Source organism: Thermasporomyces composti (assembly GCF_003386795.1).
GTDB classification, from domain to species: Bacteria; Actinomycetota; Actinomycetes; order Propionibacteriales; family Actinopolymorphaceae; genus Thermasporomyces; species Thermasporomyces composti.
This window is the reverse complement of sequence record NZ_QTUC01000001.1, coordinates 4,248,738-4,266,559: the sequence shown is the minus strand read 5'-3', so window position 1 is coordinate 4,266,559 and position 17,822 is coordinate 4,248,738. Positions and strand designations below refer to the sequence as shown.

The window sequence follows — 17,822 nt, the reverse complement described above, 5'->3', positions numbered from 1 at the left end:
AGGCGACGTCAGGACGCCGCCGGCCGCTGGTCGCCCTCCTCGGCGTCCTCGCACGTCAGCAGACCCGCGTCGATCTCGCGCAGCGCGATCGAGAGCGGCTTCTCCTGGACGTGGGTGTCGACGAGCGGTCCGACGTACTCCAGCAGACCCTCGCCGAGCTGGGCGTAGTACGCGTTGATCTGGCGGGCACGCTTCGCCGCGAACAGGACCAGCTTGTACTTGGAGTCGGTCTTCTGGAGCAGGTCGTCGATGGGCGGGTAGGTGATGCCCTCCGCCACCGGTTGGGTGGGACTAGCTGGCTGAGAGTTGGCCGGCACGCTCAAGCCTCCGAACGAAGGTCAGGATGAACGTGTCAAGGCTACCAACTGCTGGCACACGGTCTTGACATCGGTGTTCACGAGCGTGACGTCGAACTCCTCTTCCGCGGCGAGCTCCTCGCGAGCCGCCGCCAGCCGTCGCTCGATCACCTCCGGTGCCTCGGTGCCCCGCCCCACGAGTCGGCGGACCAGCTCGTCCCAACTCGGAGGAGCCAGGAACACCAGTCGCGCGTCCGGGGAGTTCCGCCGAATCTGCCGCGCACCCTGCAGGTCGATCTCCAGGAGGACCGGCACGCCCGCCGCGCGCCGGGCTTCGACCGGCGCGCGGGGGGTGCCGTACTTGTTGCCGGCGAAGACCGCCCATTCGAGCAGGTCGCCGCGTTCGACCATCTCGTCGAATTCGGCGTCGTCGACGAAGTAGTAGTGGACGCCGTGGACCTCGCCGGGCCGCGGCTTCCGGGTCGTGGCCGACACCGAGACCCACAGGTCCGAATGGTGGGCGCGGAGCTCCTGAATGACCGTGCTCTTGCCCACTCCCGACGGCCCGGACAGGACGGTCAGACTGGCCAGCGGCCGTGAGGCGCTGCGGCGCGTCAGGCCGTCGGACACGGCCTCAGGCTTCGCCGAACTCACGCTTCAACGCCGCCACTTGGTTGTCGCCGAGTCCACGCACGCGGCGCGTCTCGGAGATGCCGATCCGGTCCATGATCTGGCGGGCCCGGACCTTGCCGACGCCGGGCATGGCGCACAGCAGGTCGATCACCCGCATCTTGCCGATCACTTCGTTGGAGTTGCGTCCCTCAGCGACGACCTCGCTCAGCGAGGCGCCGGCGTTCTTGAGACGGTTCTTCACCTCGGCGCGCTCGCGACGGGCCTGTGCGGCCTTCTCCAGTGCTGCCTGGCGAGCTTCGGGGGTCAGGGGAGGTAGCGGCACGGATGGTCACCTCAAGGCTGTACGTCGGGTCTGGGTGCAGCAGTACTTGGTGTGTGCACGGCATCGACACAGGTGAGTTCCGGACATCAGGAACGACCTGGTCTGCACGATGAAGGCGAACCTACCCAGGTGGGACCCCTGACAGCAAACGTGGTTCACCAGTTCGCCGCCGGGGCGGTGATGGGGCGCCGAGCGCGTTCGCGGTTGATGTAATAATCTCAGTTACGACAAGACCGGCGAGTGGAGAAGTCGGATGAGCGCGAACAGCCGACTGACGGTGGCGACCCATGCCCTGACATGGATGGCGCTGGTATGCCCGCAACGCGCCGACGGCATCGTGACGTCGGAGCAGATCGCCCGAAGCGTCAACACCAACCCCGTGGTGGTACGCCGCCTCCTGTCCCGACTCAAGGCAGCGGGCCTGATCGAGTCGCGGCGGGGACAAGGCGCGGGCTGGACGCTCAGCCGCCCTCCCGAGTCGATCACGCTGCGCGACGTGTACCACGCGGTCGAAGATGAGCCGGTGTTCGCCCTCCACCCGTCGACCCCGAATCAGGAATGCCCCGTTGGCCGCGGTATCCCGCCCGTCCTGCGCGCGGCCTATGAGCGCGCCGAGCACGCGATGACCGCCGCGCTGGCCGAGGTCACCATCGCGCAGGTGCTGCGAGAGACGGTGCGCCGCCGCCATCCCTCCCGCTGATTCAGCCCTGATCGAGATGGCTCGACCTCCGGGCGGTCTCACGGGATTTGTCGTAACAGGTTCGGTTACGAAAGGCCCTCGATGTATCGATCACTGCTCGTTCTCGCGCTCGGCACGTTCGCCGTCGGAACCGACAGCTTCGTGGTCGCTGGGGTCCTCCCCGAGGCGGCCGCGGCATTGGGCGTGCCCATCGGAACAGCGGGATGGCTGATCACCGCCTACGCCTTCGCCTACGCGGTCGGGGCACCGGTGATGGCCACCGTGACCGCCGGCTGGCCGACGCGCACGGTCTTCGCGACAGGGTTCGCCGCCTTTGTCATCGGCAACATGGCGACCGCGGCCGCGCAGGATGTCGGCCTCGCGGTGACTGCGCGCGCCCTCGCCGGCCTCGGTGGCGCGATCGTCACGCCCACGGCCGTCGCGACCGCGGCCGCGCTCGCCACCGACGCGACACGCGGCCGGGCTCTCGCGACAGTGATGGGCGGCTTGTCCGCCGCGACCGCGCTCGGCGCGCCCCTCGGCACCTTCGTCGGCGCGCTCACAGGAGACTGGCGCGCGACGATGGGGTTCGTCTCCCTCCTGGGTATCGCCGCGGGCGTCGGCATCGTCGTCCTTCTCCCCGCCACGCCGAGACCACCCGCCGTTCCGCTCGTGACTCGGCTCGCCCCGGTCGCCGACGGGCGGGTCGGCCTCACCTTGGCGACGACGCTCTTCGTCTACACAGGCCTGTACACGGTCTACTCCTTCATCAGCCAGAGCCTCGACAGGGCGACCGGCGGCAGCGGTGCGGTGCTCGCCGGGCTCCTCGTCGTCTGGGGCGTCGCCTCGACCGCGGGAACCCTCGTCTCAGGCGGCCTGGTCGACCGCTACGGCAACCGGCGGGTGATCAACACAGCGATCGCCGTGGCGGCCGTGAACTTCTTCCTCCTGCCCTGGACGAGCGCCACGCTCCCCGGCGCGATGGCAGCACTGGTCGTCTGGGGCTTGACCGGGTGGGGTCTGCTCGCCCCGCAAACGCACCGCCTCGTCACCGTCAGGCCATCCGCGGCGCCACTGCTGTCCGGGCTCGCCTCGGCCACTGTGTACGTCGCCGTCTCCGCATCAGGCGTCACGGGGCAGCTCGGCCTCGCTCTCGTCGGTCCCTACCGGCTGGGCGTCGTCGGAGCGGTGCTGATCGTGCTCGGCCTCGTGACCGCGGAGGCGGCCCATCGGCTCATCTCCCGCCGAACGATTCCGCGGCCTGCGCCCACCGTCGACCCAACTCTTCTGCCCGCCGACGACACGACACGAGGAGAGAGATGAGAAGTCTCCCCGATCTCGAGAACACCGGCGCCTTCCTGCGGACCCTCGGTCTCACGCTCACCGAGGTCACCGGGCACCGCGTGCTCGGCTACGCCGAGCTCGGTCCCGAGCACGACACCCCATGGGGTGTCGTCCACGGCGGTGTCTACACCGCCATCGTCGAGACCGCCGCGAGCGTCGGGGCCTCGGCCCACGTGCTCGACCGTGACCAGTTCGCCGTGGGCGTCAACAACAACACCGACTTCCTGCGGGCGGCGCCGCATGGCCGACTCGACGTGGTGGCCGAGCCGATCCACCAAGGACGCGTCCAGCAGTTGTGGCACGTCACCCTGACGGCCGGGAACCGGACGGTCGCCCGCGGCACCGTGCGGCTTCACCACGTCCCGCTTCGAGACACCTGAGGGCGGCGTCTCCCGGCCGGCGGCAACCCGCGCGGATCGTGGCGAGTCGGCGCTGCCGGCGGGCGAGACGGGGACGCGAAACCGACAGGTGACAGGACGAGAAGCCGACGAGTCGCTGGGCCACCGGGCCGAGGAGTCCCTCACGGGGCCTCAGGCGGAGGCGTCTGCCCGTACGCCACGAACGGCGGATTGGCGAAGTCCGGCTTGCCGTACGAGAGCGGCTCGCCCGTCGCCTGCCGGACCGCGCCGCCCGCCGCCACGAGGACGGCGTGCCCAGCGGCCGTGTCCCACTCCATCGTTCGCCCGAACCGCGGGTAGACGTCGGCGGCACCTTCCGCGATTCGGCAGAACTTCAGCGAGCTGCCGGCCGCGACGAATGACGACACGGAGATGCCGGCAAGCCATTCCTGCGTGCGCTGGTCGAGATGGCTGCGGCTCACCAGCGCTCGGAAGCCAGCGGACGGTGCCGGCACCACCGCCAGGGGCGCGACCTCGCCGTCCGCATAGCGGAGAGCGCCACCTGGCGCACCCACGTACGTGAGCCCGAGGACGGGAGCGTGGACGACACCGAGGACGGGGGTGCCGTCCTCGACGAGGGCGATGTTGACGGTGAACTCACCATTGCGGGACAGGAACTCCTTCGTCCCGTCCAGCGGATCGACCAGCCAGAACGGCCGGCCGGTGAGCGTCGGCACGCGACCCGCCGCGACGCTCTCCTCCGCCACCACCGGGATGTCAGGGGTGATGTCGACGAGCCCGCGCAGGATCACCGCCTCGGCCCGCAGGTCGGCCTCGGTGACCGGCGTGTGGTCAGCCTTCCGCCGAGCGCCGGGGTCGTCGCGACCGTAGACCTCCAGGATCGCCGTTCCCGCTCGCTCCGCGAGCTCACGGACCCGGTCGACCAAGGTCGCGCTGATCGTCGGCATCTCGCCCATCGTGTCAGAGCCCCGCATCCGCCGTCCCCACAGCGGCGCCGAAAGCGTCGCGGAGTTGTTCCGCCGCGTCACGCAACGCCTGACGCGAGGGCCCGGCCGCGAGCAACGCGCGCGACGTCGCGGGAAGCACGTTGTGGAGCGCCGCGCCGAACACGCGGCGGAGGTCCTTCGGGCCAGCGCCTTGCGCACCGAGTCCCGGTGCGAGGAGCGGACCGTTCACTCGCGTGAAGTCCTCCCCTGTCTCGCCGACCGTGGCGCCCACCACCGCCCCTACGGAGCCGCAGGGGGAGGCACCGGCGTTGACGGCGGCGATCTCGTCGAGGATCGCCCCGGCCACGGTGCGACCGTCGGCTGTTCGCGCTCGCTGGACCTGCGCCCCCTCCGGGTTCGAGGTCAGCGCCAACACGAAGACGCCGCGGCCGAACGTCGCCGCCACGTCCAGCATGGGGCGCAAGGAGCCGAAACCCAGGTACGGGCTCGCGGTCACCGCGTCGGCGCACAACGGCGACGCCGGATCCAGATAGGCGTCGGCGTACGCCTGGACGGTAGAGCCGATGTCTCCGCGCTTGACGTCGAGGAGGACCAGGGCACCGGCCTCGCGGGCGGTCGTGACCACCTCCTCCAGGACGGCCACTCCCCTGCTGCCGAAACGCTCGAAGAACGCCGACTGGGGCTTGACCACCGGCACGATGGGCGCCAGGACCTCCGTCGCGGTCAGCGCGAAGCGCCGCAGTCCCGCCACGTCATCGCTCAGCCCCCAGGCGGTGAGCAGTGAGCGATGAGGGTCGATGCCCGCGCACAGCGGCCCTCGGGCGTCCACAGCGGCGCGGAAGCGTACCCCGAACGACACCGGCGGTGGTGTGATCACGCGGAGCGCTCCTTGTCCTGTCGGTCGTCGCGCGCTCGCCCGCGGTCCGTCCGTTCCCGCTGGCCACGGTCGGCGCGCAACTGCCGCGCCCAGTCCTGCAGCGACCGGACACTGACCTCGCCGGAGCGCAGCGCTTCGATGCCTTGGACGGCGGCGGCCAGTCCCTGGACGGTCGTGATGCACGGGATGTTGGCCATGATCGCCGCCGTGCGGATCTCGTACCCGTCGACGCGCGGACTGCCACCGGAGGTGGTGCCGTGCGGCGTGTTGACGATGAGGTCGACCTCACCGGCCAAGATGCGCTGGACGATGGTCGGCTCCCCGTTGGGACCCGGACCCTGGCTGGCTTTGCGGACGACCGTCGCCACCACACCGTTCCGCTGCAGCACCGCCGCCGTCCCTTCGGTCGCCACGATCTCGAACCCGAGGTCGGCGAGCCGCTTCACCGGGAAGATCATGTGCCGCTTGTCGCGGTTGGCGACCGACACGAAGACCCGCCCCTTGGTGGGCAGGGAACCGCCGTACGCGCCCGCCTGCGACTTGGCGAAGGCCACGCCGAAGCCGGCGTCGATCCCCATGACCTCACCCGTGGAGCGCATCTCCGGGCCCAGCAGGGTGTCGACGATACGACCGTCGCCGGTGCGGAAGCGGTTGAACGGCATGACCGCCTCCTTGACCGCGATCGGCGCGCTCGCCGGCAGAGCCCCGCCGTCCCCCTCGGGCAGCAGCCCTTCTTCGCGCAGCTGGGCGATGGTCGCGCCCAGCATCACCCGGGCGGCTGCCTTCGCCAACGGTGTCGCGGTCGCCTTCGAGACGAACGGCACCGTCCGGGAGGCCCGCGGGTTGGCTTCGAGGACGTAGAGCACGTCACCAGCGAGGGCGTACTGCACGTTGAGCAAGCCACGGACGCCCACGCCCCGGGCGATCGCCTCGGTGGAGCGGCGGATCCGCTCGATCTGGTCCTTGGCGAGGGTGATCGGCGGCAGGACGCAGGCGGAGTCACCGGAGTGGATACCGGCCTCCTCGATGTGCTCCATGACACCGCCGAGGAAAAGCTCCTCGCCGTCGTACAGGGCGTCGACGTCGATCTCGACCGCGTCGTCGAGGAACCGGTCGACGAGCACCGGATGCTCCGGGGAGATCTCGGTGGCTCGGGTGATGTAGGACTCCAGTGCGGCGTCGTCGTAGACGATCTCCATACCGCGACCGCCGAGCACGTACGACGGCCGGACGAGCACCGGATAGCCGATCTCGTCAGCGATCCGCTTGGCCTCGGCGAACGAGGTCGCCGTGCCGTGCTTGGGCGCTGGGAGACCCGCCTCCTCCAGGACCCGGCCGAACGCGCCGCGATCCTCGGCGAGGTGGATGGCCGACGGGCTGGTGCCCACGATGGGGACACCAGCGTCCGCGAGGCCCTGCGCGAGACCGAGGGGCGTCTGGCCGCCGAGCTGGCAGACCACGCCGGCGACCGGGCCGGCTTGCTGCTCGGCGTAGACGATCTCCAACACGTCCTCGAGCGTGAGCGGCTCGAAGTACAGCCGGTCACTGGTGTCGTAGTCGGTGGAGACTGTCTCGGGGTTGCAGTTGACCATGACGGTCTCGTAACCGGCCTCGCGCAGCGCCATGGCGGCGTGCACGCACGAGTAGTCGAACTCGATGCCCTGGCCGATCCGGTTGGGACCGGCGCCGAGGATGATGACCGCGGGCTTCTCACGCGGTGCGACCTCGGTCTCCTCGTCGTAGGTCGAGTAGTGGTACGGCGTGCGAGCGGCGAACTCGGCCGCGCAGGTGTCGACGGTCTTGAACACCGGCCGAATCCCCAACGCCCACCGCAGGCCGCGAACGACGTCCTCGCGCATGCTCCGGCCGAGCTGACCGGGTGGTGCGCCCAACTCGCGCAGCTCGCTGATCTGTCGGTCGGAGAAGCCGTGGCGCTTGGCCAGCCGGAGCAGGTCGGCGTCGAGGTCCGGCGCGTACGCCACCTGCATCGCCACCTCGTGCAAGAGGAAGAGCTGGTCCAGGAACCACGGGTCGATCTGGCTCGCCTCGGCCAGCTCCTCCAGCGTGGCGCCCGCGCGAATGGCCTCCACGATCGTGCCGAGCCGGCCGTCGTGTGGGGTCCGGATGGCGGCGAGCAGCTCGTCCTTGGGGCGCGGCTCGCCAGACCAAGAGAGCGGGCTCGAGCTCTTCTCCAGCGAGCGAAGCGCCTTCTGCAGCGCCTCGGTGAAGTTGCGGCCGATCGCCATCGCTTCCCCGACGCTCTTCATGTGCGTGGTGAGCGTCGGGTCCGCCTGCGGGAACTTCTCGAACGCGAACCGAGGAACCTTGACCACCACGTAGTCGAGGGTCGGCTCGAAGGACGCCGGCGTCTCGAGCGTGATGTCGTTGGGAATCTCGTCGAGGGTGTAGCCGAGGGCGAGCTTGGCGGCGATTTTCGCGATCGGGAACCCCGTGGCCTTCGAGGCCAGGGCGCTGGAGCGGGAGACCCTGGGGTTCATCTCGATCACGATCATTCGGCCGTCGCGCGGGTTGACCGCGAACTGGATGTTGCACCCGCCGGTGTCCACGCCGACCGCGCGGATGATGCCGATGGCGATGTCGCGCATCCGCTGGTACTCGCGGTCGGTCAGGGTCATCGCGGGTGCGACCGTGATCGAGTCGCCGGTGTGGACGCCCATCGGGTCGACGTTCTCGATGGAGCAGACGATGACGACGTTGTCGGCGCCGTCCCGCATGACCTCGAGCTCGTACTCCTTCCAGCCCAGGACGGACTCCTCCAGGAGCACTTCGCTGGTCGGGCTGGCCTGGAGGCCCGCTCCGGCGATCCGACGGAGGTCGTCGGGGTCGTGCGCCAAGCCCGAGCCGGTACCACCCAGCGTGAACGACGGCCGTACCACCACGGGGTAGGCCAGCTCCTCGGCAGCCGCGAGACACTCGTCGAGGGAGTGGCAGATGCGGCTGCGCGCCACCTCCGCGCCGACCTCCTCGACGACGCGCTTGAACGACTCTCGGTTCTCCCCACGCTGGATCGCCTCGACCGAGGCGCCGATGAGCTCGACGCCGTACTTGGCGAGGACACCGGACTCGTGCAGCGCGACCGCGGTGTTGAGCGCGGTCTGGCCGCCGAGCGTGGCCAGCAGCGCGTCGGGCCGCTCGGCGGCGATGACCTTCTCGACGTGCTCGGGCGTGATCGGCTCGACGTAGGTCGCGTCGGCGAACTCCGGGTCGGTCATGATCGTCGCCGGGTTGGAGTTCACCAGGACGACGCGCAGCCCTTCCTCCCGCAGCACCCGGCAGGCCTGGGTGCCGGAGTAGTCGAACTCGCAGGCCTGACCGATGACGATCGGACCGGAGCCGATGACCAGGACCGAAGAGATGTCGGTACGCCTGGGCATGTCACTTCCCTCCCCGGTGCGCGGTCATGAGGTCGGCGAACCGGTCGAACAGGTAGGCCGCGTCGTGCGGCCCCGCGGCCGCCTCGGGGTGGTACTGGACCGAGAAGGCGCGTTCGGTGCCGCTCGGACCACGGAGCCGTAGCCCTTCGATCACGCCGTCGTTGAGGCACACGTGACTGACCTCGGCCACGCCGAACTCGGTCTCGACGGCGGGGTAGCTGTCCGCGCCGTCGCGCGTGGGGATCCGGGTGTCGCCTGGATCGCGGCCGGGCCAGGCGACGGCGAAGCCGTGGTTGTGCGTGGTGATCTCCACCTTGCGCGTTCGCAGGTCCCGCACGGGCTGGTTGATGCCGCGGTGGCCGAACCGCAGCTTGTAGGTGCCGAAGCCCAGCGCGCGGGCGAAGATCTGGTTGCCGAAGCAGATACCGAACAACGGCAGGCCGGCGCGCAGCGCGCCCCGGGCCAGCTCGACCGGGTGGTGGCTGGCGGCAGGGTCGCCCGGCCCGTTGGAGATGAAGACGCCGTCGGGGTCGATCGCGAGGATGTCGTCGAGGGTCGCCGTGGCCGGCAGGACGTGCGTCTCGATCCCCCGCTCGGCCAGGCGCTGCGGGGTCATCGCCTTCATACCCAGGTCGATCGCGGCGACGGTGAAGCGCTTGGCCCCGCGGGCCGGGACGACGTAGGGCGTCGGTGTCGTCACCTCACCGGCCAGGTCGGCGCCCTCCATCGGAGGGGAGGCGAGTACCCGGGCCAGCAGGGCGTCCGGGTTCGTCTCCGTGGTGGAGATGCCGGCCCTCATCGCGCCACGCTCCCGCAGGTGCCGGGTGAGCGCGCGGGTGTCGATGCCCGCGATGCCGACGATGCCGGCCTCGACGAGGGCGTCTTCGAGGTGGCGGCGGGCCCGCCAGCTGGAGGGTCGGCGCGCTGGGTCGCGGACGACGTAGCCGGCGACCCAGATCCTGCGGGACTCCGGGTCCTCCTCGTTGATCCCGGTGTTGCCGATGTGCGGTGCCGTCTGGACGACGATCTGGCGGTGGTACGACGGGTCGGTCAGGGTCTCCTGGTAGCCGGTCATCCCGGTGGTGAACACCGCCTCGCCGAAGGTCTCTCCCTCGGCGCCGTAGGACACTCCTCGAAAGACTCTGCCGTCCTCCAGGACGAGCAGCGCAGGGGTCTTTTTCGACAAACGTTCTCCTATCGTGACGGCGGTCACTGTGGCTTCCCGTCCAGGACTGTGGGTCGACCGCGCAGGAACGTCGCGACCACCCGACCGGGCAGAGTGGTGCCGGCGAACGGAGTGTTGCGGGAACGACTGGCCAGCTCAGCCGGATCGACCACCCACGGCGCCGCCGGGTCGTAGAGGGTGAGGTTGGCCGGCGCGCCCACCTCCACAGGCTGGCCGTGCCCGGCGAGCCGTCCGATGCGCGCGGGGCGAATCGACATCCGCTCGGCGACGCCCGCCCAGTCCAAGAGCCCGGTGTCAACCATCGCCTGCTGCACGACGGGCAGGGCCGTCTCGAGGCCGATCATGCCCATCGCGGCGGCCTGCCACTCGCACTCCTTGTCCTCCACCGGGTGGGGTGCGTGGTCGGTGGCGACGCAGTCGATGGTGCCGTCAGCCAACGCCTCACGCAGCGCCCGGACGTCGTCGGCGGACCGCAAGGGCGGGTTGACCTTGTAGATCGGGTCGTAGCCCGTCACGAGCTCCTCGGTGAGCAGGAGGTGGTGGGGCGTGACCTCCGCCGTGACTGGATAGCCACGGCTCTTCGCCCACCGAAGGATGTCGACCGAGCCAGCGGTAGAGACGTGGCAGATGTGTACACGCGACCCCACGTGGGCGGCGAGCAGCACATCGCGGGCGATGATCGCCTCCTCCGCGACCGCCGGCCAGCCGGCCAGGCCGAGTCTGCCGGACAGGGCGCTCTCGTTCATCTGGGCGCCCTCGGTCAGCCGGGGCTCTTGGGCGTGCTGTGCGATCACCCCATCGAACGCCTTGACGTACTCGAGCGCTCGCCGCATGAGGACCGCGTCGGAGACGCAGTCGCCATCGTCGCTGAACACCCGCACCCGGGCCGCGGAGTCGGCCATCGCGCCGAGCTCGGCGAGCTGGGTGCCGGCGCGCCCCACGGTGACCGCCCCGATGGGCTGGACGTCGCAGTGGCCGGCCTCCTGACCGAGCCGGTAGACCTGCTCGACCACGCCCGCGGTGTCGGCGGTCGGATCCGTGTTGGGCATCGCGAAGACCGCGGTGAAACCGCCGAGCGCAGCAGCCCGCGTGCCGGTCTCGACCGTCTCCGCGTCCTCCCGACCAGGCTCCCGCAGGTGGGTGTGCAAGTCGACCAGCCCCGGCAGGAGGACGAGACCGTCAGCGTCGACGACGCTCGCCCCGGGCGCCGACAGGCCTGTCCCCATCTCGGCGATCAGACCATCGCGAAGGAGCACGTCGACCGGCTCGCCGCCGAGCGGGCGGGCTCCACGGAGAAGGTAGCTGTTCATGGGCGCTCTCCCCCTCGCTCGGCTTCGTCGCTCGCCGGCCGCGCTCCGGCCAGCAGCAAGTAGAGCACAGCCATGCGGACGGCGACGCCATTGGTGACCTGCTCGACCACCACCGAGCGCGGCGAGTCGGCGACGTCGGCGGAGATCTCCATCCCCCGATTCATGGGGCCGGGGTGCATGACGATCGCGTGGTCGGGCAGCGCCGCCAATCGGTCCCCGCTGAGCCCGTACCGACGGCTGTACTCCCGTGCGCTCGGGAAGTACGCGGTCCCCCGCGCCCGCGCCTCGGAGTCAGCCGGCATGCGCTCCCGCTGGACGCGCAGCATCATCACCACGTCGCTCTTGGGCAGTACCGCGTCGAGGTCGTACGAGACCGCGCAGGACCACTGCTCGACCCCGACCGGCAGCAGCGTGGGTGGCGCGACCAGGGTCACCTCGGCGCCGAGGGTGGACAGCAGGAGCACGTTGGACCGGGCGACCCGGCTGTGGAGGATGTCGCCGACGATCGTGACTCGACGACCCTCCAGCCCGCCCAGGTGTCGGCGGATGGTGAACGCGTCGAGCAGCGCCTGGGTGGGATGCTCGTGCGTCCCGTCACCGGCGTTGATGACGCTGCTGCGAATCCATCCCGACGTCGCCAACCGGTGCGGCGCCCCGCTGGCGCTGTGGCGGACGACCACCGCGTCGGCGCCCATCGCCTCCAAGGTGAGGGCGGTGTCCTTCAGGCTCTCCCCCTTGGCCACACTCGACCCCCGCGCGGAGAAGTTGATCACGTCCGCGGAGAGCCGCTTGGCCGCCGCCTCGAAGGAGATCCGCGTACGAGTGGAGTCTTCGAAGAACAGGTTGACGACCGTGCGTCCACGCAGCGTCGGCAGCTTCTTGATGGGTCGGTCCGCGAGCTCGCGCAGACGTTCCGCGGTGTCGAGCACCAGCAGCGCCTCGTCGCGGGACAGGTCCGACGCGGAGAGGAGGTGCCTCATCGCCGTCCTCCCTCGTCCTTGGCGATGAGGACCGCCTCGTCGCCGTCGTACTCGCGCAGCAGAACGGTGACGCGCTCGTCGGCGGCTGTCGGGAGGTTCTTGCCCACGAAGTCCGCCCGGATGGGCAGCTCCCGGTGGCCGCGGTCGACGAGGACCGCCAGCTGGACCGCCCGCGGTCGGCCGATGTCGTCCAACGCCGTGAGCGCCGCGCGGATGGTCCTGCCGGAGTAGAGCACGTCGTCGACGAGGACGACGACCTTGCCGTCCACGCCCTGCTCGGGAATCGTCGTCTGGCCGAGCGCACGCGCCGGACGCAGCCGCAGGTCGTCGCGGTACATCGTGACGTCCAAGGCTCCGACCGAGTCGAAGCCTTCTTCGACGGCGGCGATGCGCTGGCCGATGCGGCGCGCCAGCTCCACCCCACGGCTGGGGATGCCGAGCAGGACGACGTCGCGAGAGCCCTTGTTGCGTTCGAGGATCTCGTGCGCGATGCGTGTGAGTGCGCGGGCGATGTCGGCCTCGTCGAGGACCGCTCGCCCGTCGCGACGGGCGGTGGCGCGGGCTGGCGCCGGCGACCGCCGCGAACCCTGGGCAGGAGACACCTGCCGAACCTCCTTTCCCGCCTCGCTGGACGGGTCTTAAAGGACGTCGAACCGGTGTCGACGGTAGCAGTCGGCCAGGCCCGGTCTCACACCGGCCGGCGCGCTGACGAAGCGTTGCGCCAGGTCGTGCCACCGGCGCACCACCGAGCGCAACCGAAGACTGTGATGTAGCTGACCTCGCCCGGCGCTTTCGACCCGCCCTGCGAAGAACGTCCCAGTTCGGCGACGACGGCGAGGGACCACCTTCCGACGCGTCGGCTTGACGTCGAGGTCGGCCCAGAGTTACCGTCACGCTCCGTGACCATCACGGACACGGCGTTTCCGTGTCCCTCGTAGACCAAGGATGAGTGAGCACGGATGCCGAGCGACTACGCCAAGGCCCTGGGTGCGAAACTCCGCGCCATCAGGCAGCAACAGGGCCTCTCTCTTCACGGGGTCGAGCAGAAGTCCAAGGGGCGCTGGAAGGCGGTTGTGGTCGGCTCCTACGAGCGTGGAGACCGAGCCGTAACCGTGCAGAAGCTGTCCGAGCTTGCGGAGTTCTACGGCGTGCCTATCACCGAGCTGCTGCCGGGCGTCGGGCCCATCGGCGCCGCGGCGGAGCCGCCACCCAAGCTCGTGCTCGACCTGGAGCGCCTCAGCCAGCTCGAGGGCGTCGAGGTGGCACCGCTGGCGCGGTACGCCGCGACGATCCAGGCCCAGCGTGGGGACTACAACGGCAAGGTGTTGTCCATCCGTAAGGAGGACATGCGCACCCTCGCCGTCATCTACGACGAGCGGCCCAGCGTCCTCGCCGAGCGGTTGGTGGCCTGGGGCGTTCTCAACCCCGACGCCGCCGAGGCTGTCTCCGACGAAGACAGCTGAGCCCTTCCTCCGGCGGCGACCGGCACGACGCGTGGTCGGGTGGCGCTACGCCGCCCGACCTCGTGCTTGTCACCGAACGAACCCCTTGCTGCGGAGCCAGTCGCGAGCCACCAGCCCGGGGTCTTCCCCATCGACGTCGACCCTCGCGTTGAGGTCTTGCATGACCTCGGTGGTCAGTTCCGCGCTCACCGGCTCGATCACCTTCCGGATCTGTGGGTAGCGGCGCGCGACGTCGCTTCGAATATTGAACGCGACGTTGTAGTTGGGGAAGAACCCCTTGTCGTCCTCGAGGACGACAAGGTTCAGCGCCTTGATCCGGCCGTCGGTGGTGAAGACCTCGCCGAACGTGCATCGGCCGCGGGCGGTCGCGTCGTAGATCACACCCGCGTCCATGATGCGCACGTTGCGCCGCGGGACCACGTCATCGAGGGGCACCCCATAGGTGTCGAGCATGGGCTCGAAACCGTCGTCACGGCTCGCGAACTCGGAGTCGACGCAGAACGTCAGCTCCTCGCGAGGCACCCCGGCGAGGTCCGACAGTTCGCTGATCCCGAGGCGTCGTGCGGTCTGGGCGCGGACCGCGAAGGCGTAGGTGTTGTTGAGCGGCGCCGGCGGGTACCACTCCACGCCGTTGCGGGCGTCCGCTCGGCGCACGGCTCTCCACTGAGCCATGCGACCCGGGACGGGCTTGGTCTGGCCCAGGTAACTGATCCAGGCCGTGCCGGTGTAGTCCCAGGTGGCGTCGATCTCGCCGTTGAGCAGCGCTTGGCGGGTCGCCACGCTCCCGGCGATGCCCGTCTGGTCGACGGCGTCGGCTCCCGCGACGCGGAGCAGGATGACCGCCATCTTGCCCAGAATGAGCTGCTCGGTGAAGTCCTTCGACCCCACGACGATCCGGACGCCCTCGAGCTCGGGGACCGGCTTGATCGAGCCGGGCTCGGCGGCTGGGGTGAACTGCTCGGCGCTCTTCAGGCCGCAACCGGTCGCCAGCAACGACGAGACGACGACCGCGGCGAGGGCGACCACCTGCCGGCGAGGACGTCGGCGTGTCATCGGTCAGCCTCCCTTCACACGCCCTTGGGGCGCGCCAGCTCCTCCACGACTCGACCGAGCCAGTCGATGAGCAGCGCGAGCGCGGCGACCAGGATCGCGCCCACCACGAGCACGCTGGTGCGTTGCAGCTTGATGCCGGTGGTGATCAGCAATCCCAGCCCGCCGCCGTCGATGAAGGTCGCGAGCGTGGCGGTGCCCACGAGCAGGATGAGCGCCACTCGGACGCCGGCCAGGATCACGGGAAGCGCGAGCACCAGCTCGATCCGGAACAGCACGGACGTCGCCGACATCCCCATCCCGCGTCCTGCCTCGACGAGGCGCGGGTCGACTCCCCGGATACCGGCGATGGTGTTCCGCAGCACCGGTAGTACGGCGTACGCCGACAGGGCGATCACGCTGGTGCGGAAGCCGAGGCCGAGCCACAACGCCAGCAGCACGAGCAAGCCGATGGCCGGCGCGGCCTGACCGACGTTGGCCGCGATCGTGACGAGAGGCGCCGCGGCTTTCGTGCGTTGCCGGGTCAGCAGGACGCCACAAGGTAGGGCGATGGCGAGCACGACCAGCGTCGCGACGAAGGTCAGCCGGATGTGCTCCCAGGTCCGGGTGGCCAGCGCGCTCCAGGTGAGCTGTCGTGCCGCCACCGCGTCGAGGTCGGCGATGGCGACGTAGCCGAGGCAGGCGGCGACCATGATCAGCACGGCGACGGGTTGCCCCACCCACCGCCACACCGACGTCTCGCGTCCGGTTCGAGACTCCTCGAGGGCCGGAGCGTCCGGGTTCGCCCCCGTGGCGGTCATGGCGCGCTCCCTCCGGACTGCTCCGTCGACGATGCCGACGACTCCGCGGAGGACCGCATGGAGTGGATGGCGTTCATGATCGTCTCGACCCGGATCACGCCCTGGTAGACGTCACGCCGGCCGGTGACGATGACGACGCCGTGGCTCGAGGTGAGCATGGTGTCGAGGGCGTCGTTGAGCGTGGACTGGAGGGTCACCACCTCGAGAGAGGGGTCACGGTCGGCCGAGGCGAGCGCCGCCGACCCGGACCGCAGCTCTCGCAAGGAGACCCACCGCAGCGGCCGGCCGCGCGTGTCGAGCAGGATGCAATGGCGCCGCCCGGCCTCATCCAGCCTCCGCGCCACGGTCGCCGGGTCCTCCCCCACCGTGGCCGTCACCGCTTCGTCGAGCTCGACGCTGCCGACCCGCGTGATCGTCAGCTGCTTCAGCGCGGCGCCGGCGCCGACGAAGCTCGCGACGAAGTCGTCGGCTGGATTGGCGAGGATCTCCTCCGGGGTGTCGTACTGGACGATCCGCGAGCGCTCGGCGAGCACCGCGATCCGGTCGCCCAGCTTGACCGCCTCGTCGAAGTCGTGGGTGACGAAGACGATCGTCTTGCGGAGCTCGTCGTTGAGTCGGAGCAGCTCGTCCTGCAGCCGCTGCCGGGTGATCGGATCGAGCGCGCCGAACGGCTCGTCCATCAGCAGCACCGGCGGATCCGCCGCCAAGGCGCGCGCTACGCCCACCCGCTGCTGCTGTCCACCCGACAGCTCGCGCGGGTAGCGGTCACGGTAGGCGGCGGGCTCGAGGCCCACCATCTCCAACAGCTCGTCGACCCGCTCCCTGATCCTGGACCGGCTCCACTTGAGCAAGCCGGGCACGACGCCGATGTTCTGCGCGACGGTCATGTGCGGGAACAGGCCACCAGTCTGGATGACGTAACCGATCCCTCGCCGCAGCTCGTCCGGGTCTCGCCGGGCGACGTCTTCGCCGCCAAGGAGGACGCGACCACTCGTGGGCTCGATGAGCCGGTTGATCATCTTCATCGTGGTCGTCTTCCCACAGCCTGACGGTCCGACCAGCACGACGATCTCGCCGGCGGGGATGTGCATCGTGACGTTCTCCACCGCCGGGACCCGCTGGCCCGGATAGCGCTTGGTGAGCGCTTCCAGGTCGATCGGCACGCCGCTGACCTCTCCGTCGGCGCGGCTGCCGTCGAAAGGTGCGGACGTCGGGTCAGGCACGGATCCCCCTCGGGACAGTGAGCTTGCCGATGAGCACGAGCACGGCGTCGAAGATCAGGGCGAGCACGACCACACCGAGGGTTCCCGCCAAGGCGGAATTGACAGCGTTCGCGCCTCCAAGACGGGCCAGGCCGCTGAAGATGAGTCCCCCCAGACCCGGACCCGACACATAGGCGGCGATCGCGCCGATGCCCATGACCATCTGGGTGGAGACCCGAATCCCCGCCAGGATCACCGGCCAGGCCAAGGGCAGCTCGATCCGAAGCACGGTGTGAGCCCAGCTCATGCCCATGCCGCGCGCCGCGTCGACGATCGTGGAGTCGACGCTGGCCAATCCCACGACCGCGTTCCTGAGGATCGGCAGGGTTGCGTAGAAGACGAGGGCGACCACGGCGGGAGCGACGCCAATGCCCAAGGGCGCGATGAGGAAGCCCAGCAGGGCGAAGGAGGGAATGGTCAGTCCCACGGCGGTCGCCGCCGTCGCCAGGCCGACCGCCCGGGGCTTTCGGTGCACGGCGATCGCGAGAGCGACGGCGAGGACGGTCGCCACGAGGACGCACTGCGCCACCATGGACGCGTGCTGGAAGCCTTGGAAGATCACGATCTCGCGACGATCGACGAGAAACTCCCACAGGCTCATCCAGCGCTCCTCCCGTGATCGCGGGGCGTCGTCAGCGACACCTGTCACGGCGGCGTCGAGCGTGCGCGCGGCGGCACCCCCGTGGGCGCGGCCGCGGTCGGACCTTTCCTACCGAAGATCGACAAAAAGGACAACCGGTACGAACAGTCCCGCCGGAGTCGGAACGCCTTACCCCGAGGCGATGAGTACCCCGCAGACCATGGTCCGCAACGCGTCTGTCCTGGGCAGAAGGGAGTGGGCAGAAGGGAAGGAGTCCGCCACCGAGTGCTCACGGTGGAGCGTGGGACGTGGGGCCCGGTGTCCGCATCAGGCCAGTCC

Annotated in this window: 18 protein-coding genes; 4 read left to right on the top strand and 14 right to left on the bottom strand. The window is 70.0% G+C overall.

What is annotated here, in order from left to right; genetic code table 11:
- Positions 1 to 8: 8 nt before the first annotated feature.
- The 3 genes from rpoZ to mihF are packed head-to-tail and all read right to left on the bottom strand — an operon-like array spanning position 9 to position 1,251.
- The gene (rpoZ, locus tag DFJ64_RS18635) at positions 9 to 317 is read right to left on the bottom strand and encodes a DNA-directed RNA polymerase subunit omega (protein ID WP_211310672.1); all 309 of its coding nucleotides are present in this window, start codon (positions 315 to 317) and stop codon (positions 9 to 11) included.
- A gap of 21 nt (positions 318 to 338) precedes the next feature.
- Complete coding sequence (gene gmk, locus DFJ64_RS18630) at positions 339 to 926, bottom strand: guanylate kinase (protein WP_245941231.1); 588 nt, start codon at positions 924 to 926, stop codon at positions 339 to 341.
- Between the two features lie 4 nt (positions 927 to 930).
- Positions 931 to 1,251 (bottom strand): integration host factor, actinobacterial type, encoded by a 321-nt coding sequence (gene mihF / locus DFJ64_RS18625; RefSeq protein ID WP_115851599.1) that lies wholly within the window; start codon positions 1,249 to 1,251, stop codon positions 931 to 933.
- 253 nt (positions 1,252 to 1,504) lie between these two features.
- On the opposite strand from mihF, the gene DFJ64_RS18620 reads away from it, so the two are divergent.
- The 3 genes from DFJ64_RS18620 (at position 1,505) to DFJ64_RS18610 (ending at position 3,654) form a co-directional block, all read left to right on the top strand.
- A complete protein-coding gene (locus DFJ64_RS18620) occupies positions 1,505 to 1,951 on the top strand; it encodes an Rrf2 family transcriptional regulator (RefSeq protein WP_115851598.1) in 447 nt (148 codons plus the stop codon).
- Between the two features lie 81 nt (positions 1,952 to 2,032).
- Positions 2,033 to 3,253: an MFS transporter gene (locus tag DFJ64_RS18615; RefSeq protein WP_115851597.1), complete on the top strand. Its 1,221-nt coding sequence runs from the start codon at positions 2,033 to 2,035 to the stop codon at positions 3,251 to 3,253.
- Entirely contained in the window at positions 3,250 to 3,654 is a 405-nt protein-coding gene (locus DFJ64_RS18610) for a PaaI family thioesterase (protein ID WP_115851596.1), read from the top strand. Before DFJ64_RS18615 ends, DFJ64_RS18610 begins: the two co-directional genes overlap by 4 nt.
- Positions 3,655 to 3,794: 140 nt before the next feature.
- Here the strand turns inward: DFJ64_RS18610 and cysQ are convergent, their stop codons facing one another.
- The 7 genes from cysQ to pyrR are packed head-to-tail and all read right to left on the bottom strand — an operon-like array spanning position 3,795 to position 12,930.
- Complete coding sequence (gene cysQ / locus DFJ64_RS18605; protein WP_115852238.1) at positions 3,795 to 4,580, bottom strand: 3'(2'),5'-bisphosphate nucleotidase CysQ; 786 nt, start codon at positions 4,578 to 4,580, stop codon at positions 3,795 to 3,797.
- Positions 4,581 to 4,593: 13 nt separating this feature from the next.
- Positions 4,594 to 5,457 (bottom strand): orotidine-5'-phosphate decarboxylase, encoded by an 864-nt coding sequence (gene pyrF, locus DFJ64_RS18600; RefSeq protein ID WP_245941229.1) that lies wholly within the window; start codon positions 5,455 to 5,457, stop codon positions 4,594 to 4,596.
- Positions 5,454 to 8,852 carry a carbamoyl-phosphate synthase large subunit gene (gene carB / locus DFJ64_RS18595; protein WP_115851595.1) on the bottom strand — a complete coding sequence of 1,133 codons (3,399 nt, stop codon included), beginning with the start codon at positions 8,850 to 8,852 and terminating at the stop codon, positions 5,454 to 5,456. The genes pyrF and carB overlap by 4 nt, the downstream gene beginning before the upstream one ends.
- A gap of 1 nt (position 8,853) precedes the next feature.
- A complete protein-coding gene (carA, locus tag DFJ64_RS18590) occupies positions 8,854 to 10,038 on the bottom strand; it encodes a glutamine-hydrolyzing carbamoyl-phosphate synthase small subunit (RefSeq protein WP_211310671.1) in 1,185 nt (394 codons plus the stop codon).
- Positions 10,039 to 10,061: 23 nt separating this feature from the next.
- Entirely contained in the window at positions 10,062 to 11,348 is a 1,287-nt protein-coding gene (locus tag DFJ64_RS18585) for a dihydroorotase (RefSeq protein WP_115851594.1), read from the bottom strand.
- Positions 11,345 to 12,328, bottom strand: coding sequence for an aspartate carbamoyltransferase catalytic subunit (locus DFJ64_RS18580; RefSeq protein ID WP_115851593.1), 984 nt, complete (start codon positions 12,326 to 12,328; stop codon positions 11,345 to 11,347). The genes DFJ64_RS18585 and DFJ64_RS18580 overlap by 4 nt, the downstream gene beginning before the upstream one ends.
- Positions 12,325 to 12,930, bottom strand: a complete 606-nt coding sequence (gene pyrR / locus DFJ64_RS18575) for a bifunctional pyr operon transcriptional regulator/uracil phosphoribosyltransferase PyrR (RefSeq protein ID WP_115851592.1) — start codon at positions 12,928 to 12,930, stop codon at positions 12,325 to 12,327. Before pyrR ends, DFJ64_RS18580 begins: the two co-directional genes overlap by 4 nt.
- A gap of 357 nt (positions 12,931 to 13,287) precedes the next feature.
- Here pyrR and bldD point away from each other — a divergent pair, with 357 nt between their 5' ends.
- On the top strand, positions 13,288 to 13,791 hold the full coding sequence (bldD, locus tag DFJ64_RS18570; protein ID WP_115851591.1) for a transcriptional regulator BldD: 504 nt from the start codon (positions 13,288 to 13,290) through the stop codon (positions 13,789 to 13,791).
- A 69-nt stretch (positions 13,792 to 13,860) separates the two neighbouring features.
- Here the strand turns inward: bldD and DFJ64_RS18565 are convergent, their stop codons facing one another.
- From DFJ64_RS18565 to DFJ64_RS18550, 4 genes are read right to left on the bottom strand one after another with little or no spacing between them, the layout of a single operon-like run.
- Positions 13,861 to 14,844 (bottom strand): glycine betaine ABC transporter substrate-binding protein, encoded by a 984-nt coding sequence (locus DFJ64_RS18565; RefSeq protein WP_115851590.1) that lies wholly within the window; start codon positions 14,842 to 14,844, stop codon positions 13,861 to 13,863.
- 14 nt (positions 14,845 to 14,858) lie between these two features.
- Complete coding sequence (locus tag DFJ64_RS18560; RefSeq protein WP_115851589.1) at positions 14,859 to 15,641, bottom strand: ABC transporter permease; 783 nt, start codon at positions 15,639 to 15,641, stop codon at positions 14,859 to 14,861.
- On the bottom strand, positions 15,638 to 16,864 hold the full coding sequence (locus tag DFJ64_RS18555) for an ABC transporter ATP-binding protein (protein ID WP_115851588.1): 1,227 nt from the start codon (positions 16,862 to 16,864) through the stop codon (positions 15,638 to 15,640). Before DFJ64_RS18555 ends, DFJ64_RS18560 begins: the two co-directional genes overlap by 4 nt.
- On the bottom strand, positions 16,857 to 17,504 hold the full coding sequence (locus DFJ64_RS18550) for an ABC transporter permease (RefSeq protein ID WP_211310670.1): 648 nt from the start codon (positions 17,502 to 17,504) through the stop codon (positions 16,857 to 16,859). The genes DFJ64_RS18555 and DFJ64_RS18550 overlap by 8 nt, the downstream gene beginning before the upstream one ends.
- Positions 17,505 to 17,822 lie beyond the last annotated feature (318 nt).

What these genes read in the sequence shown, in the direction of transcription:
- DFJ64_RS18585 (WP_115851594.1), bottom strand. Translation starts at nt 11,348, where the DNA reads ATGAACAGCTACCTTCTCCGTGGAGCCCGCCCGCTCGGCGGCGAGCCG.
- cysQ (WP_115852238.1), bottom strand. Translation starts at nt 4,580, where the DNA reads ATGCCGACGATCAGCGCGACCTTGGTCGACCGGGTCCGTGAGCTCGCG.
- carB (WP_115851595.1), bottom strand. Translation starts at nt 8,852, where the DNA reads ATGCCCAGGCGTACCGACATCTCTTCGGTCCTGGTCATCGGCTCCGGT.
- bldD (WP_115851591.1), top strand. Translation starts at nt 13,288, where the DNA reads ATGCCGAGCGACTACGCCAAGGCCCTGGGTGCGAAACTCCGCGCCATC.
- DFJ64_RS18610 (WP_115851596.1), top strand. Translation starts at nt 3,250, where the DNA reads ATGAGAAGTCTCCCCGATCTCGAGAACACCGGCGCCTTCCTGCGGACC.
- DFJ64_RS18550 (WP_211310670.1), bottom strand. Translation starts at nt 17,504, where the DNA reads ATGAGCCTGTGGGAGTTTCTCGTCGATCGTCGCGAGATCGTGATCTTC.
- DFJ64_RS18565 (WP_115851590.1), bottom strand. Translation starts at nt 14,844, where the DNA reads ATGACACGCCGACGTCCTCGCCGGCAGGTGGTCGCCCTCGCCGCGGTC.
- DFJ64_RS18620 (WP_115851598.1), top strand. Translation starts at nt 1,505, where the DNA reads ATGAGCGCGAACAGCCGACTGACGGTGGCGACCCATGCCCTGACATGG.
- DFJ64_RS18560 (WP_115851589.1), bottom strand. Translation starts at nt 15,641, where the DNA reads ATGACCGCCACGGGGGCGAACCCGGACGCTCCGGCCCTCGAGGAGTCT.
- DFJ64_RS18580 (WP_115851593.1), bottom strand. Translation starts at nt 12,328, where the DNA reads ATGAGGCACCTCCTCTCCGCGTCGGACCTGTCCCGCGACGAGGCGCTG.
- DFJ64_RS18615 (WP_115851597.1), top strand. Translation starts at nt 2,033, where the DNA reads ATGTATCGATCACTGCTCGTTCTCGCGCTCGGCACGTTCGCCGTCGGA.